At 45.3% G+C, this 16,650-nt stretch carries 13 protein-coding genes; 7 read left to right on the top strand and 6 right to left on the bottom strand.

From position 1 onward, the window contains the following. Positions 1-58 precede the first annotated feature (58 nt). Positions 59-3,073, bottom strand: coding sequence for a TMAO reductase system sensor histidine kinase/response regulator TorS (gene torS / locus BTO10_RS01230; protein WP_105023273.1), 3,015 nt, complete (start codon positions 3,071-3,073; stop codon positions 59-61). Between the two features lie 92 nt (positions 3,074-3,165). Here torS and torT point away from each other — a divergent pair, with 92 nt between their 5' ends. Next, entirely contained in the window at positions 3,166-4,194 is a 1,029-nt protein-coding gene (gene torT, locus BTO10_RS01225; RefSeq protein ID WP_105023272.1) for a TMAO reductase system periplasmic protein TorT, read from the top strand. A 61-nt stretch (positions 4,195-4,255) separates the two neighbouring features. After that, positions 4,256-4,711 (top strand): methylglyoxal synthase, encoded by a 456-nt coding sequence (locus BTO10_RS01220; protein WP_004740283.1) that lies wholly within the window; start codon positions 4,256-4,258, stop codon positions 4,709-4,711. Positions 4,712-4,803: 92 nt separating this feature from the next. Here the strand turns inward: BTO10_RS01220 and BTO10_RS01215 are convergent, their stop codons facing one another. After that, entirely contained in the window at positions 4,804-5,154 is a 351-nt protein-coding gene (locus BTO10_RS01215; RefSeq protein WP_004740284.1) for a VOC family protein, read from the bottom strand. Between the two features lie 82 nt (positions 5,155-5,236). After that, positions 5,237-7,312 (bottom strand): DNA helicase IV, encoded by a 2,076-nt coding sequence (helD, locus tag BTO10_RS01210; protein ID WP_004740285.1) that lies wholly within the window; start codon positions 7,310-7,312, stop codon positions 5,237-5,239. Positions 7,313-7,489: 177 nt separating this feature from the next. Between helD and yccS the strand changes: the two genes are divergently transcribed. The 5 genes from yccS (at position 7,490) to BTO10_RS01185 (ending at position 13,111) form a co-directional block, all read left to right on the top strand. Continuing rightward, complete coding sequence (gene yccS / locus BTO10_RS01205) at positions 7,490-9,694, top strand: YccS family putative transporter (protein ID WP_105023271.1); 2,205 nt, start codon at positions 7,490-7,492, stop codon at positions 9,692-9,694. 311 nt (positions 9,695-10,005) lie between these two features. After that, on the top strand, positions 10,006-10,191 hold the full coding sequence (locus tag BTO10_RS01200; protein WP_004740287.1) for a hypothetical protein: 186 nt from the start codon (positions 10,006-10,008) through the stop codon (positions 10,189-10,191). A gap of 121 nt (positions 10,192-10,312) precedes the next feature. Continuing rightward, the gene (locus BTO10_RS01195) at positions 10,313-10,654 is read left to right on the top strand and encodes a hypothetical protein (RefSeq protein ID WP_105023270.1); all 342 of its coding nucleotides are present in this window, start codon (positions 10,313-10,315) and stop codon (positions 10,652-10,654) included. 208 nt (positions 10,655-10,862) lie between these two features. Then, positions 10,863-12,125: a hydroxymethylglutaryl-CoA reductase gene (locus BTO10_RS01190; protein ID WP_105024223.1), complete on the top strand. Its 1,263-nt coding sequence runs from the start codon at positions 10,863-10,865 to the stop codon at positions 12,123-12,125. A gap of 74 nt (positions 12,126-12,199) precedes the next feature. Beyond that, positions 12,200-13,111 (top strand): LysR family transcriptional regulator, encoded by a 912-nt coding sequence (locus tag BTO10_RS01185; RefSeq protein WP_004740290.1) that lies wholly within the window; start codon positions 12,200-12,202, stop codon positions 13,109-13,111. 27 nt (positions 13,112-13,138) lie between these two features. On the opposite strand, the gene BTO10_RS01180 is transcribed toward BTO10_RS01185, so the two are convergent. The 3 genes from BTO10_RS01180 to BTO10_RS01170 form a co-directional block, all read right to left on the bottom strand. Continuing rightward, a complete protein-coding gene (locus BTO10_RS01180) occupies positions 13,139-14,053 on the bottom strand; it encodes a YjjW family glycine radical enzyme activase (RefSeq protein ID WP_105023269.1) in 915 nt (304 codons plus the stop codon). Positions 14,054-14,077: 24 nt separating this feature from the next. After that, positions 14,078-15,634, bottom strand: a complete 1,557-nt coding sequence (locus BTO10_RS01175) for a YjjI family glycine radical enzyme (protein ID WP_105023268.1) — start codon at positions 15,632-15,634, stop codon at positions 14,078-14,080. 301 nt (positions 15,635-15,935) lie between these two features. Continuing rightward, on the bottom strand, positions 15,936-16,517 hold the full coding sequence (locus tag BTO10_RS01170) for a class I SAM-dependent DNA methyltransferase (RefSeq protein ID WP_105023267.1): 582 nt from the start codon (positions 16,515-16,517) through the stop codon (positions 15,936-15,938). Between the last annotated feature and the right edge of the window lie 133 nt (positions 16,518-16,650).

Raw genomic sequence — 16,650 nt, 5'->3', positions numbered from 1 at the left:
TTTAGACAGAGCTCAGCCTAGCCTAAGAAGCTCATTATGTGGCAGAGAACATTTAATATCAGACATGTTTTTGCAGCGCCGCTAGAGAGTCTTTAACGAGCCCCGTTAACTCTTCAGAGCTCTCTCTGTATTGCGTTAAAGGCTCACTGCTTATCTCAATGCTCTTACACACATCAAACAGGGCTAATAGTCCTAAACTGCCCGCTGACCCTTTGAGCTTATGAGCGAGCGATTTCACCTCACGGGCATTTTCCGCATCATTGGCGTCAGCCATTTCTTTTAACGTCTCAAGGCTGCTTTGTTCAAAGAGCCCGACAATCTGCTTCATCTTATCCAAACCAAGAATAGACAAGTCGCCTTCGATTACTTTGCTATCAATTATCAATTTGCTATCAGAAATGGTCACAGGGCTTTCCTCTTGGTTTGACTGTTCAACTTCGCTTTCGACTATAAGGTCGCTCTCAATACGCTTTTCACAAAACCCATGCTCGTTTCTCTTGCAGCTCGAGTCGTTAGGATCTGGCTGTGGCAATAGCAAGGTCTTGCCATCTAGTTGAGTCACAATCAGCCTTGCAAGCGCCTCTTTCTCCAAAGGTTTTGGTAAGAAGCCATCAAACCCATTCGCCAAATAACTTTCTACTTCTTCATTAAACACATGAGCCGATACCGCCACCATAGGAGGTGCATAATTTGCTGCGCTCTCTGGCAATAGGCCTAAAGCAGATGATTGAACCTCAATCTCTTTAAGTTGCTGAATGAGGTCAACACCATCGCAGTCCGGAAGGTTGATATCAACCAGCGCAATATCGAAGACTTGTTCACTGTATATCTCACGAGCTTCTTGTCCGGTTGTGACAATCACGACCTCATGCCCTAGGTTGTTTAAGAAGCCTTCAGCAACGATGCAGTTCACTGGGTTGTCTTCAATCAACAGCACTTTCGCTCGAATACAGGTTTCAACCACTGCGGCTTTGGTTTCGATTTTTTCGCCTGCTTGAAGCGGTAAAGAGAACCAGAACTGACTGCCTTCCCCTTCTTCTGAATGAACGCCAATATCACCGTCCATTGCCAACATGATGCGCTTGCTGATCGCCAGACCTAACCCAGTGCCACCCGTTTTGTTTCGACCACTGTTGGTTTGGCTAAACGCATCAAATAAGCATTTTTGTTCACTTTCATGTATCCCAACGCCAGTATCAGATACTTCAAACATCACGCGGTTTTCATCTTCAAGATCTAAGCTGATGAAGATGTCGATATCGCCCTTTTCAGTGAACTTAATCGCGTTACCAACCAGATTATTCAATATTTGGCTAATACGGGTGACATCACCGCGCCAATAGCGCTGTACATCACTTTCGATATGGTAGCTAAAGCCAAGCTTCTTCTCGGCTGCACGCCCTTCCATCAATTGATAGGTGTCTTGAACCATTTGATGCAAGTCGAAAGACGCAATCCTTATCTCAAGATGTCCGGCTTCAATTTTAGAGTAGTCCAATACATCGTTGAGAATAGCTAATAAGTTCTTACCACTGCGATTGATGATGTCAGCATAGCCAGATTGTAGAGGGTTCAATCCAGTATCTTTTAACAAACGAGCTGTACCCAATACCCCATTCATCGGCGTTCTGATTTCGTGACTCATGGTTGCCAAGAAAGCTGACTTAGCACGGCTCGCTTGCTCGGCGGCGCTTCGCGCTTTGGCGTGGTTGGTTACCTCTACATTCAACTTCTCGTTAGTCTTTTGGAGTTGGTAGGTTCGCTCAGTGATCAGTTCTTCAAGGTGCTCTTTATGTTCTTCTAACTCTCGTTTCGCTTTAGCCTCACCCACAGCCACTACTTGTAGCGCCTGCGCCGTGTTTCTTGCTGTGATAATTGCTTCGCCCATGTGTGCAAGCTCATCATTACCTTTTACTGAGATATCAATATTAAGGCGCCCTTGAGCAATCGACATCAGGGCTGCCGAATATTCAGCAAGGCGTTTCACGACCGACACATACACCACGCGCCATACAATAAACGCTACTATCACCAAGCCAATAATAGAGATCACAGAGAGCGACCATTGCGCCAGGCTTAACGTAGAAGTCAGTTCATCTACCGCTTTTTTCGTACTCAGGTTAGAGTCATCGATCAGTTGGTTTACCGTCGTGTTCAGCTGTGAGAATAACTTCAAGGTATTTTGCATCAACAGCTCAGATTTTTTGGTGTTCTCATACTGCTCCAGAGAGATATCAAACACCACTTGGCGTTTTTGTAGCTCTTCCAGAAGCTGGGACATCTGCTCTGAACGTGTTGGATCTTCTACCGCTTTGACGCGGCGAACCATGATCCTAAGGTTGGACTCAAATTCAGTTTGGATTTGATGGATACGCTCAACATTGGTTACCGTTTGAGTTTCCTCAATCTGGTTGAGCATTTTGAACGCCAGCAAGTGCAATTCGTGTAGGCGCTCTGAGAGATCAAGGTCGACTTCCACCAGCGCATCTAAGGCTTGGTAGGCTTTGTCGGTTTCTTTAGTCTCTAGCAGGTCATAGATATGGGTAACGTTAGCAACGGCTATGGTTGCGGTGTTCAGCACTTGAGTTCGAGTCAGCTGTTCTAGCTCTTCAGCCAATAGGCGCATCTCTTCAACACGAGACGACAGCTCTTTGGTTAGCCAGAGTTTACGTTCTACGGAAACGCCCAGCTCCGCCAACGTATTGATAACGCTCTGCACATTCTTTTCAAGTTTATGCAGCAGTTCTGAATCAAAGCTATCGACACCCAAATCTTTGATGTGTTGTAACAAGGCTTCTAGTCGGTCAAATAGCAGCGTGCCAGCCTCTTTTCGCTCAGCTTCATTTTTCGCATTAGAGAGGGTTTGTACAGACGAAATGATGCGATTACTCAACTCAGAAACCTGACGAGCTTCAATCATCGCTGGTAGCGCTGAATCAACAACGTTTCTCTCTGTTTTAGCAACAAAGCTAAATCCAGATACCCCGATCAATGCAGACAAAAGAACGAGCATCGCCATCACTAAAAATGAGGCCAGCAGCTTGCGTCCAATACTTGCTGAAGCTAACAACATAAAACCTAAACCTTAAAACGTTCTTCTTTACCCCTGCAGAATACGCTATATTTTGCAGTGTTTCTTATCTAAAACCAATAAAACGGCAATTCATGCGCACTAAATTCTTCGCGTCAAAACTTCTTTTATCTTTACTTGCGTTAGCCGCCTCTTCCGCTAGTGCTGATGAGCTATTAAGCCCTATCAAACCGGCAACTGCGACGTCACAAAAAGAGAAGATTTGCGCCATCTACCCACACCTCAAGGATTCCTATTGGTTATCTGTGAATTACGGCATGATTTCCGAAGCCGAACAATTGCAGGTTGAACTACGAGTGCTAGAAGCTGGCGGCTACCCTAATGTTGGCAAACAAGCCTCACAACTCGTCCTGTGCACTAAATGGGGTGCTGATGCCATTATTTTAGGTACAGTGTCACCAGACGCCTATCACGATAACCTTACTGACTGGGTTGGTTCGACACCTGTGTTTGCAACAGTGAATGAATTGACGTTAAGCAAAGAGCAGCAAAAAGTACTGAAAGGTACAGTCGGTGTTGATTGGTATCAGATGGGCTTCCAAGTAGGTGAGTATTTAGCGAAGCTTCATCCAACAGGCTCTGGCGAAACCCCGATTGCATTATTGCTTGGCCCTCAAGCAAGCGGTGGCACCAAACCTGTTGCATTAGGATTCTATGACGCGATTAAAGATAGCGATGTAAAAATCGATGTGAGCTATTGGGCTGACAACGACAAAGAGCTGCAACGCAACCTTGTACAACAAGTGATAGAACAAGCAAAGGTTCAGTACATCGTTGGTAGTGCCGTTGCCATCGAAGCTGCAATCAGTGAGCTAAGAGCGGCGGGTAAGACCGATGAAATTGGTCTGATTTCCAGCTATTTGAGTCATGGTACTTACCGTGGCTTACTGCGAAACAAGGTGCTTTTTGCACCAACCGACAAAATGGTAGAACAGGGTCGCTTGTCGGTGAAACAAGCGGTGAGTTACTTGCGAGGGCAGCCTTACGAGATGCACAGCGCACCAAAAATTGAAGCTCTGACCCCAGCAACACTCAAAGATCAAATTATTGCCGATTCATTGTCACCTTCTGAGTTTCGGCCGGTATTCAGTGTGAATCCATAGTGTTATATTGAGTTAAGCACTCATAACAATAAAAATACGAACGATAATTTAGGGACAATTCATGCAAAAAACAACGCGTACTATGCCAACGCATAAGCATATCGCTCTAGTCGCTCATGACCACTTCAAACCTGAGCTACTAAGATGGGTAAAAGAGAATAAAGAGAAGCTACAAAGCCACTTCCTTTATGCGACTGGTACAACGGGTTCTCTGCTAAGCAAAGAGACAGGTTTAGCAATCAAGAGCATGATCAGTGGCCCAATGGGTGGTGACCAACAACTTGGCGCTCTGATTTCAGAAGGCAAAATCGATATGCTGATTTTCTTCTGGGATCCACTTAATGCCGTACCGCACGACCCTGATGTAAAAGCACTACTGCGTATCGCGAGTGTTTGGAACATTCCAGTTGCAACCAACCGCGCGACTGCGAACTTCCTTTTCAACTCTTCAATGCTAGAAGAAGAAGTGATTATCGAGATTCCAGATTACGAAGCGTATCTTGCTGAGCGTACCTAATTCTCGTTAAGACAGACCAATACGTCACAGACTAAAAAGCCTGCTTAATCGCAGGCTTTTGTTTATCTGAATATAGAAGTTCTGAGAAGAGGCTATTTGTCACTCCACACTGCCATTTCATTGCCACTTGGCTCGCGAAAATGAAAGCGTCGACCACCAGGGAAACTGAATATTTCACGATTGACCTCTCCGCCCGCATCAAGCACGTCACGTTCAGTCTGTTCGAGATCTTCACTGTAGAAAACCATCAACGCCCCGCCCTTTTCTGCATCAGAAGACAAATCAGCCAAGTAGAAACCGCCCATTAACCCTTTACCTTCAAAAGCAGAGTACTCAGGACCATAATCTTCAAAGTGCCAACCAAACACTTGGCTGAAAAACGCCTTAGTCGCTGCAATATCTTTCGCAGCAAATTCGATATAATTGATTGAGCCATGTTCCATATGTATGTCCTTCTACTTTATGTCTGCAAATAAAATACAGCGAAAGCAACTTTAGCCCTTAGTTGGCATCCTGTCTGAGTAGCTACTTTTTACGAACCACTGGGTAGTCAGAACCGTGTAGCTCTTGTACGAAGCCTGAACCATCGCCGCTGTGCGTGATCCACACTTTCTCTTTAGCACGTGTCATCGCTACGTAGAACAAACGACGTTCTTCCGCGTATGGGAACACGTCTGACGATTCAGTCAATGCACCATCAATGTGTAGTTGCTTCTTCTTCGCTGGGAATTGTCCTTCATCCACGCAAAGGATAATAACGAAGTCTGCTTCTTTACCCTTACTGGCGTGACAAGTCATGAAGTTGATATCAATCGAGGTGTAGATCTTCTTCCAGTCTTCTAACAACTCAGGTTTATGGTAGTGATTACGCCCAAGCATCAACACCGACTTGTTGGTTTTACCTTTAGATTGGCGGTTGAGTTGATCAAGGATCTTCTCAACCTCTTTACTTGGTGCACTGTAGACCGCCTTTTGCTTCTGTTGCTTGAAGCTGTTTAGCTCTTTCGGTAACTGAATTGGGTTCTCTTGCACAAAACGATTCGCCACAGCACCTAACTGATTGTTGAAACGATACGTGGTATCTAGGTGATGAATGGTCGAGCTCGCGAAACGATCTTTAAAGCCTGTAGTTAAATCAACGTCTGCACCCGCGAATTGGTAAATAGACTGCCAATCATCGCCCACGGCAAAAATAGAGGCTTGGTGCTCCGCTTTAGACTGGTTACACAGCGCCTCAACCAAAGCAAGACGATCAGGAGAGATGTCTTGATACTCATCGATCATGATGAACTTCCAAGGCGAGATAAACTTACCTTTTTCGACGTACTGAGTCGCACGGCTGATCATAGTCGAGAAATCGATATGGTTCTCTTCTTTCAATGCCTTCTGCCACGCCGTCACACAAGGCCAGCACAAGGATAGCTCACTGTTAAGACGTGTGTAATCACGGTGGTCGATAAGCTGTTGCTGTACTTCTTTCTTGGTTAAGCCTGATGCGTTCAACTGTTCCAGTTGCTTTTCAAGCCAGCCAATTAACTTAAGGTTTGAAACGTGGCTGCCTAGCTCGTCATCACCCGTTAGGTAAGCAATTGGCCATTTAGATAAGTGCTTCTGCCAACGCTTGAAGTTGGTCGGCGTCATCCAGTGCTTCTTCAACCAATCAATGCACCAGGCTTGGCGCTGATTGTCATCTAAAGCAAGGGGAGAAATCACCACACGTTCGGTTTCAACCTCATTCAAGATCTTCAAACCCAACTGGTGGAAGGTATTCACTTGAACTTTCTCAGCCGACAACCCAATTTTACTGTCGAGCCGCTGCTTCATTTCTTCGGCCGCTTCACGACCAAAGGCAAGCAATAAAAGCTCTTCAGCTTGCGCTTGGTGACTTTGCAATAAGTAAGCGACACGTGCTGTCAGAACACTGGTTTTCCCTGAGCCCGCACCTGCAAGAATCAGGTTGTGGTCATCGTTCATTAGAACCGCATACTGCTGAGACAAGTTCAACGGCGATGACTCACATTGAGCAAACAAGACTTCCCAGTTTTTTCTCTCTGTCTCGAGCCATTGCTGGTTTCTTTCCGCTTGCTTAGCCTCGGTGTCAGACAACCACGGCTGCAGCCTTGCGATGCGATTTGGCATACGCTGCGCCGCTTCGTCCAGCGTCATCGTCATACTCTCTAAGCCAGAGTTAACCTTTTCTACCCAAGTGTTGACTTTAGAATGAGGAAGAAAGGCTGGTAGTTGCTCTAAGCGTAACAACTCAGCTTCCCATTGAGGTACGTGTTCGGCCAACTGCTCGCACTGTGTGTCGTGCCACTTCTGGTATGCTGCCACCGATGCGCGTGCAAATTGACGACACTGGTCCCAAGGTAGGCCTTGAACTAACCAACTGCGCTGCTTACCGTCTTGTTGGTTAGCAAAAAACTGTAACGATCCCCAAAACAATCCGCGTTTGATCGCGATCTTGCCACTCCAAATAGTAAACGGGATACGTTCCTCACTACCTACTGACGACAACAGCAGGCGTGAACCATCGAGTACAACCTGATGGTATTCATTTTGAATAAAAAATTGTGCAGTCTTGTTAGCGCTTAGCTGCATTGGAGTGTGCTCTTAATTGGGAATATTGAATTTATATCATGATGCAATGAGAATTAATAATATCTCATATCTTATCGACGCTTTCATGACCACCTACGGACAATTATGGATAAGTATCAAATTCTTGTGCTTGATTTCTGTTAGGATTATGGTTTTTAGTGCGTCAAGCGAGTGACTGTGGAATTTTCAGCCAAATTACGCCTCTATTGGGCAAATAAAACCATAAATTACAGCGTATTAATTCTCATCACTCTGCTCGGTGTGGTGGTGCCTGCTTGGTATTATGGACAGAACACACTCATCACCCCTCTGATTCTAGGTGTCATCGCAGCCGCACTGGCGGAAAGTGACGATAGCTTTACAGGGCGACTCAAAGCCCTGACCTTAACCTTTATCTGTTTTGCAATCGCTGCCTTTTCTATTGAACTTCTTTTCGACACGCCGTGGCTGTTCGCGTTAGGTCTATTTGCGTCAACATTCTCTTTCATCATGCTGGGCGCAATTGGCCCGAAGTACGCAAGCATTGCGTTTGGCTCGCTGCTAGTGGCCATTTACACCATGCTAGGTGCCCACGAGAGCACTAACTTATGGTTCCAGCCTTTGTTGCTATTAACAGGCGCGGCTTGGTACTACTTCATGTCGATGATTTGGCAGATTGTGTGGCCAATGCAACCCGTACAGCAGAACCTTGCCACTGTGTTTGACCAAATTGGCACCTACATGGAATCTAAGGCTGAGCTTTTCTACCCTGTTTCAGACCTTATTCCGCAACCACACCGCATTATTGAAGCTAAATTAAATGCGAGTACCGTGAACGCGCTCAACATGTGTAAAGCAACCCTGCTTAACCGTTCTAAGCGTGGACACATTGATGGCCCTAGTGACCGCTTCTTAAATACTTATTTCATCGCACAAGACATTCACGAGCGTGTAAGTTCAACCCACTATCGTTATCAAGAACTTGCTAAACACTTTGAACGCTCTGACGTGCTATTCCGCTTCAAATACCTACTGGAAGCGCAGGCAACGGCATGTAAAGAAGTGGCGAGCTCGCTCAAGGTTGGTTCTGAGTATCAACATGGTGACAAGTCTGTATTGGCGCTAGATGAGCTGATGTCTTCACTTAATCATCTGCACCAACAGAATAAGCCCGAATGGAAGCCGCTGTTGAACCAACTGGATTACCTGTTCAATAACCTAGCGACCGTTGAGAAACAGTTATCAAATATCAGTAACCCAGATGCAGAAAAGCTCGAAGAAGACGTATTAGACGACACAAACCCACATACGTTGTCAGCAATGTGGCAGAAGATCAAAGCTAATCTACATACTGACTCTATGTTATTTCGTCATGCTATTCGTATGGCAATCACACTGACACTTGGCTATGGGATCATCCAAGGGTTTGAGATCGAACGCGGTTATTGGATCTTGCTAACGACACTGTTTGTTTGCCAACCTAACTACAGTGCTACCCGTCAAAAGCTGACTGCTCGTGTTATTGGTACCGTTGCTGGCCTGTTGATCGGTGTACCACTGCTGACCTTCTTCCCTTCTCAAGAAAGCCAATTGGTATTCATTGTGATCAGTGGCGTGATGTTCTTTGCGTTCCGCATCAATAATTACGGCTTCGCAACAGGCTTCATCACCCTATTGGTATTGTTCTGCTTTAACCAGCTTGGTGAAGGCTACGCTGTGGTTCTGCCGCGGCTTGCAGATACCTTTATAGGTTGTGCTCTGGCGGTATTGGCTGTCGTTTATGTGTTACCAGACTGGCAATCAAAGCGACTACACAAAGTGATGGCCGACGCGCTCGATGCCAACAAGAACTACTTGGCACAAATCATCGGCCAGTATCGTGTCGGAAAGAAAGACACGCTGAATTACCGTATCGCTCGTCGCAGCGCGCACAATAACGATGCGAATCTGACCGTGGCGATCAGCAGTATGTTAGTCGAGCCTGGAAAATATCGTACTTCTGAAGATGAGAGTTTCCGCTTCCTAACGCTCAACCATGCCCTATTAAGCTACATTTCCGCTTTAGGTGCGCATAGAACACGTATCGACGACGAGGCAACCCATAAGCTCGTTTTAGATGCTCACCGCGTCATCCATGAGCACCTCGACGCGCTCAATGATCAGCTTTACTCTCACTGCGAGCAGTGTGAAGTCAAAAATACCTATGATCCTGATTTGGATAAACGTTTGAGTGAGTGGCGAGAAGAAGATGAAAGTTCTGTCAGAATGGTTCTACAGCAGCTGCATTTGATCTATCGAATGCTTCCAGAACTGCATACACTAGCAACCAAATTTGCGGTTAAGGTAAAAATCGATAAAGCGTTTGAAACGGGCGCCTCTTGCTCGAAAAACAAAATACCATAAAAACAAAAAGATAGCGTGAATTGTTTATCTTTTGATCATTTGTTGGATTTATAGATTGCTCTACCAATACCTATAATTGGGTAGAGCAGCTCCTCACCCAGCCTTACTACATAAGAGATGAGTCGATTTTTAGATTGTCATGACTTTCTGACTTTGATTGACCAAGCCTTAACTTTGCTTAACATTCCTCGGACAAAACACGACCACAGAAATTTATAGTTGTCTTAGTTCTAGGAAACGACAAAATAAGCTTAATATTCACTTAATCTTGTTTGATTTCTGGTAACAGTAGCCTATGCTCTTTAGAGCATATGGAATTGCAGCAAGGTCACATTATGAATACACAACAATTTGAAGCATTTAAACAGCAGATCCAACTTCTTAGCCCACAGCAACTCAAAACATTACAAGGTGAGATAGACGGCACTTTGGAAACAGAAAAAGAAACTCTGCTTACTGATGAAGAGCTAAGTGCATTGAACGATCTGTTCAGTTAATAGACAGACCTCACTATTTTAGCTTAAGTTTCCTCCTTTATTGTAGATCTCTCCTGCTCACCATTGCGCTTAAAATATCGTCAACCTAGACTCTTCTCATACGTCAATTAAAGGTCCTGCTATGTCGATATCTGGTATTCAATCTGGTTACGCCATTATTCAGCAGTCTGCCAACATGGCTGAAGAAGCGGCGATCGAACTCAACCAAGCCTCAAAACATAATCAAGTCTCTGAACATGTGCCCAAATCTGACGACGATGTAGTCGAACGCAGCGATTTCAGCTTTAATCAAGTTGAACCTGAGCAATCCCTTTCATTTAAAGAAAAAAAACCAGATCCTACTGCTTCCTCAAGCGATGCGTTGGTCAAATTAACGCAGAGTGCTAGCTATAACCGTGTTGGTGCTAGCGTCGTGGAGCGCCAAAGCGAAGCCATTGGCAGCCTGCTCGACATCCATATCTAAGCCTTGCTGATCATTTGAGCTAGACTACAATCAAGTTTAACGACAATTTTGTGGGGTGTGAAACAAGACAACCCAAGCACTCTAGCGGCTTTTTGGTGTAATTAGCACACAAACTGTAACTCATTATATCTGGCGCTTGTTTCTGGTTTATTACTCGGTAGAATCAGCGCAAACCAATTTGCTGCACAAACTTTACTTCATACTATTTATGCCAAAACTAAATCTGCATCGCCGCGACTATGTTTCTATTTTAGGGGGCGATATCTCCGCAGACGAATTAGAAAATAAACTCCAGCCTCATTTTGAAAAGCCAGCAAAGAAGCTGACTCCTAGCCCTTACCTGACAGAAAAGAATGTGACACGCCGTTGGACGGCTCTCGACCACGCAGAATCACAACAAGAGCTACTCGACCCTCATACCGAAAGTCAGATGCAAGCCTACGAAAAAAACATCGAGCACTTCGTTGGCACAGTAAAAGTGCCTGTCGGTATTTCTGGGCCGCTGCGTGTTAATGGCCTATTTGCCCAAGGTGATTATCTAGCTCCACTGGCAACAACCGAAGCAGCACTTGTCGCGTCTTATAACCGAGGCTCTAAACTCATTAGTGCTTGTGGTGGTGCGAGTGCAATGTTGCTCAATGAAGGCGTAACACGAACTCCTGGCTTTGCATTCCAAGGTTTGGTTGAAGCTGGACAGTTTGTGGCATGGGCAGTGACTCAGTATGAGAAGTTTAAAATCCTAGCTGAATCTACGACTTCCCACGGCAAACTGACCGATATCAATATCAACATTGAAGGCAACCATGTTTATTTGGTGTTTGAGTTTCTTACGGGAGATGCGTCTGGGCAGAATATGGTGACCATCGCGACCAATGCGGTATTTGAGTACATCATAGAAAACACCCCAGTTAAGCCTGACCACGCCTTCCTTGATGGCAACTTATCTGGCGATAAGAAAGCGAATACCCAAACCCTACGCAGCGTTCGTGGCAAAAAGGTCACCGCTGAAGTTAATATCCCAGCAGAACTTGTAGCTAAGTATCTACACACCACGCCAGAGAAGATGGTTCAGTTTGGTCAAATGACCACTGTGGGCGGCGCTCTTAGCGGCACTATCGGTATCAATGCCCACTACGCTAATGCACTGGCTGCACTTTACATCGCTTGCGGACAAGACGCTGCGTGTGTTGCAGAATCTGCCATCGGCATGACTCGCATGGAGCTAAACAAAGAAGGCGGTTTATACGCAAGCGTGACGCTTCCTAACCTAATGGTAGGCACTGTTGGTGGTGGTACAAGCCTTCCAAGCCAAAAAGCGTGTCTTGATTTGCTAGGTCTGCACGGCAATGGTAAATCCCAAGCCTTAGCTGAGGTTTGTGCTGCATTGTGTTTAGCCGGTGAGCTTTCAATCGTAGGTGCATTTTGCGCAGGCCACTTTTCACGAGCTCACCATAAGTTAGCTCGTAAATAACCTTTATCAATTTGGCTTGTTCGGTTTTGGTGTAAATTCAAAATCACAAGCCAATTTGAATTCGTGAGTCATACATGGATTACTTACACTTATCGAGAGTGAGCCTTAAGCACCTCACTGCCCTGCACATTATGCTGAATACCCATAGCGTGACTCAAACCTCTGAGCAACTCTATGTCAGCCCATCAAGTGTAAGTAAAACTCTGTCTCAGCTTCGAGAGATCCTCAACGACGAGCTGTTCTACCGAGATGGCACTAAGCTCATCCCAACGCCCTTCGCACTACAAATCGCTCCAACGGTTCACGCGATTCTTTCCAGCATGAATGGATTGCTCCATCAAAAGAGCTTTGCTCCTGAGGAGTATCAAGGCAGCTTTTCACTCTCGATGCGCGAGAGTACTTTTGAAATATTCGCCTCGAAGATCAGCAGAATCACCACAGAGCTTGCTCCAAAGGCCAAACTTCATATCTATTCGAAGCAACAGCTCGGGTTCGATGCTTTGCTCAGCGGTAAGGTTAATTTAATCTTATTGCCTCACGATATTTCCCAGCCACCTACCGACAACAAAGAGTTAGTGTGGGAAACCATTCTACCTGATGAGATGGTGTGCTTAATGGGGGCTCACCACCCGCTGGCACAACAAGAGCTAACGGTTGAGGGCTACCTAGACTACAAACACATTGGCATCTTAGATAATGAGTTATCGCAGCCTTACTTTGAGCAAAGCTTAGTGCAACGCCATAAGCCGAGAGAGATGGCCATTTCGGTCGCTGATTTTGGTGCAGCGGCTGTACTTTGTCACAATACCCCTTTCCTGTTCACTTGTTCGAAACAGTGGGCCGAACACGCGAAACAAGCGCATGGATTAGTGAGTAAGCCACTTCCTTTCGATTACGGAAAAGTGGCGTACAGCTTAGTGTGGAACAAGCCAAACATGAATGATCAGGCGATCAAATGGCTGTGTGACCTGTTTTTAGAAGCCTAGTTCTTTGGTCATTGAAGACCGAGAATATTAGGTGTACACCTCTGGCGTTTGCATCGGTCTTTGAACAATCGCATAGAGCTTGTTGTGGAAGTTTTGCATCTGTTGTTTTGTACACTTAGGCCAATCCAACGCCTCACCAATCACGCCGTGATGTTGAAAAGCATTAAGTCGAATCTGAACATCACTCGGCAATCCTTTTAAGTAATGCCCAACTTGCTCTATCTCGCCCTCAAGGTCGCTCTTGCCCGGAATATGCAAAAGCCTAACTTCGTGTAACTTACCTTGTTCTGCTAAGTAATTGATGGTTTCAAACACACGATGGTTCCCTCTTCCCACTAACCAGTTGTGGGTTTCCGATTGCCAAGATTTAAGATCAATCATCGCTCCATCAAGATAAGGCAACACCTTGTCCCAGCCTTGTTTTGACAACGAACCATTACTATCGATAAAGCACGTGAGATGCGCTAGCTGCGGATCGCTTTTAATCGCTTCAAATAGGTCAATGATAAACGACAGCTGCATGGTCGCTTCGCCGCCCGAAACGGTAACACCACTCAGGAAAAACTGATTATGTCTTACAAGTTCTAGTACTTCTGAAACCATCATCGTGGTGATTTTCGGACTCGATTTATGAACACAAACATCAATACACTGGTCGCAATTGGTGCAAGCCGCTGGATCCCATATCACTTTGCCGCCAACAGCACTCAAAGCACCACTTGGACAGCCACTAACGCAATCTCCACAATGATTACAGTGATTGATGGTATGAGGGTTATGACAGGTTATACAGTCGAAATTGCATCCCTGTAGAAACAATACAAGCCGATTTCCCGGTCCATCAACACAAGAAAAGGTCAGCACACGGCTGACCTTCGCTTGTTTTTCTGTCTTATTGTTATTAACCCTAGCCATTTGAGTTGTTAGATCAGAAATTGTCATAGTTAATGTGATTCGAACACCAGGCTATTCGTATGTTGGCGACATCTCTAAGCTTGCCACGCGCGGTTTACGCTCTAAGATGCCCGTATTTTTCGCCGCTTCAGATCCTAAGAAAGTCGTGTTGGTGCGCGAACCTTCTTCGTCGTATTTAGCGATGTCAGACAACTTAATCATGTAACCTGTCACACGAACTAAGTCGTTTGATGCAACGTTAGCGGTAAACTCTCGGTAACCCGCTTGAATCGCGCCTTTACACAGGTTGAACATCGCTTCAAGATTTGACTTCACGGTTTCGTCAATGGTCAAAATGTCACTGATACCTGAGGTGTAGAATTTATGATGCCCCGCAGTCGCACGAACGTAAGAGACAGGATCTGGTTCTGTTCCATAAGGGATACGCACACCTGGAGTTACACCTTCATCTAGGCTGATACCACCTTGAGCATGCAATAGAGCCTTGCCTTCTAGACCATATTTCACTTCAGAGCGATCAACGATCTCAGCCAGTTTTTCTGAAATGCGATGTCCAAGTTGGTTAGCTTGTTCGTCATGACCATAACGCCCCGCTTTACCCTCTTTCTCCATCAAGGTATTCACGGCTTCAGCCATACCGTAGATGCCGAACATTGGTGCGAAGCGATCTTCCTCGATCAAACCCTCTTTAGTTAAGAAGCCTTCGAAGAAGTTAGATTTCTCATGCAAGAAGCGGCTGCGGGCATTCATAAGCTCAACCATGATAGCGCTGTAGTGTGGTAACACTTGCTGTAGGAAATCGACACTGTCCTCAGACTTCAACGCCACTTGTTTCAGGTTCATACGTACTAACGTGTTTGATCCACCAGCCAGAGGCAGAGAGTTGTAACAGCTCACGATGCCAAAGCGCTTATCACCGTATGCCGCAGCGTGTGCTGGGTAGTTAGCGATGTGTGGTTTACTGCATTCACAAATATTGCTCGCAGCATGACGCAGCAAATCATCAGGTGTTACGGCTGGGTCGTACATAAAAGTAAGGTTTGGCGCAATCTGCTTGAGTTCAGCATCAACTCGTAAAATAGTACGGCAGATAACGTTGTCTGTTGGGCCGATATTCACATGCATGAACGCGTCTGGCAGTGTGCGGTCTAGCATGATCCAGAATAGCTTAAGCTTCTGATAAACCTGTTCTTCTGATAAGTCGCCAACAAAAGGCATTAACACATCATCCAACTGACCTAAGTAAACCGGAATAGACGTGACCGAAGGGACGTGATGGTACAGGATGGTAAGCATGTTCAATGCTTCATCGAAATTAGTTGCCGCGCTAAGCTCTAAATACTTTGAGCCTTGATGTAAGTATTTAGAATAGTCAGGAAGCACATAGCGCGGCTTAAATGGAGCGTGACCTTCAAACATGTCACATAGCACGCCTTGTTGTAAGGCTTGTTCTACTTCGTGACTTACCGGCATGTACGGTAGGCTCGCTTCAGCTTCTAAGGCAAGATAGCTCGATTTCTGTTTTGGCGACAGGTTCGCATCTGAAATGATATTGCTAAAGCGCTGTTGTTGTTCTGAAAGTTGTGGAGAAGCAGATTGGTGGCTCATAATTAAACCCTTAGTATTGTTATGGGCTTATTCTATATGTGACGATTTAATTTCCACCAATGAAATCTATGCAAGACTATATTTCCAAAATGGAAATGGCATATTTGTAATTAGCGTTTTCCAATACCCTGAGATCACACGTATAAAACATAAGTTATCAAGGTTACTAGAAATAGAAAACCCACATAACTGGCACTAAGACCGTTGATGTGGGTTCGGTTATTTATGTTTTAATTTGTTTGCTAAAATGGGCTTTGGATTTTAGTTCTTGTTAATCACTTAGCCATAAGCTTCAAATGAATTACTTACGTCCAACGCCCATCAGCACTTTTAGCTTGCCTTGTGGGGTATCAACTGAGAAAGGTGTCGAGACTTCAACAACAGAAAACCCTGCAGCACTTAATACGTTCTCTGAACGCTCAGGGCTTACACCGTAATCATCGCTGTCGTTTTCTAAGCACCAGTCCCAATGAACAAATGTGCCATCATTTTCGAGTAGCGTATAAATCAGGCTTACTGTGTCTTGTAGGTTCGGGATAAAGCCACAAACCGACGATGCTACCACTACATCGAACTGATTTCGGAATGCTGGATGCTGAGCTGCAAGCCCGCGCGATAGAATATCAACAACCGGTTCAACGTTGGATAGCTCTTTCTTGTCTAGCTCTTCAATCATCCCTTCAGACATGTCGAGTGCGATGATCTCTTTTGCTAAAGGAGATATTTTTTGGCTGAGTAGTCCTGTACCACAACCAAAATCAAGGACACGGGTTCCGTTTAAATCAACGAGCTGTGTTAACTGGTCAAATACGGACTGTGCGAATACTGCGGTCGCGGGATCTTTATCCCAATCAACGGCGTACTCGTCCCATTGTTTCGCCATCATGGCCTCCATCTTTACTTCTTGTAGGTTCGGAACCTGCCCAGAGTAAACTAAATTAGTCAATTCGTCATAGAGTTATCATGCAAAGATGGACTATTTCTAAGATAGTCAGCACAATATTCAATATAATATG

Source organism: Vibrio chagasii (assembly GCF_002954585.1).
GTDB lineage: Bacteria > Pseudomonadota > Gammaproteobacteria > Enterobacterales > Vibrionaceae > Vibrio > Vibrio chagasii_A.
The sequence above is the reverse complement of the archived record's forward strand: the minus strand, read 5'-3'. Positions and strand labels throughout refer to the sequence as shown.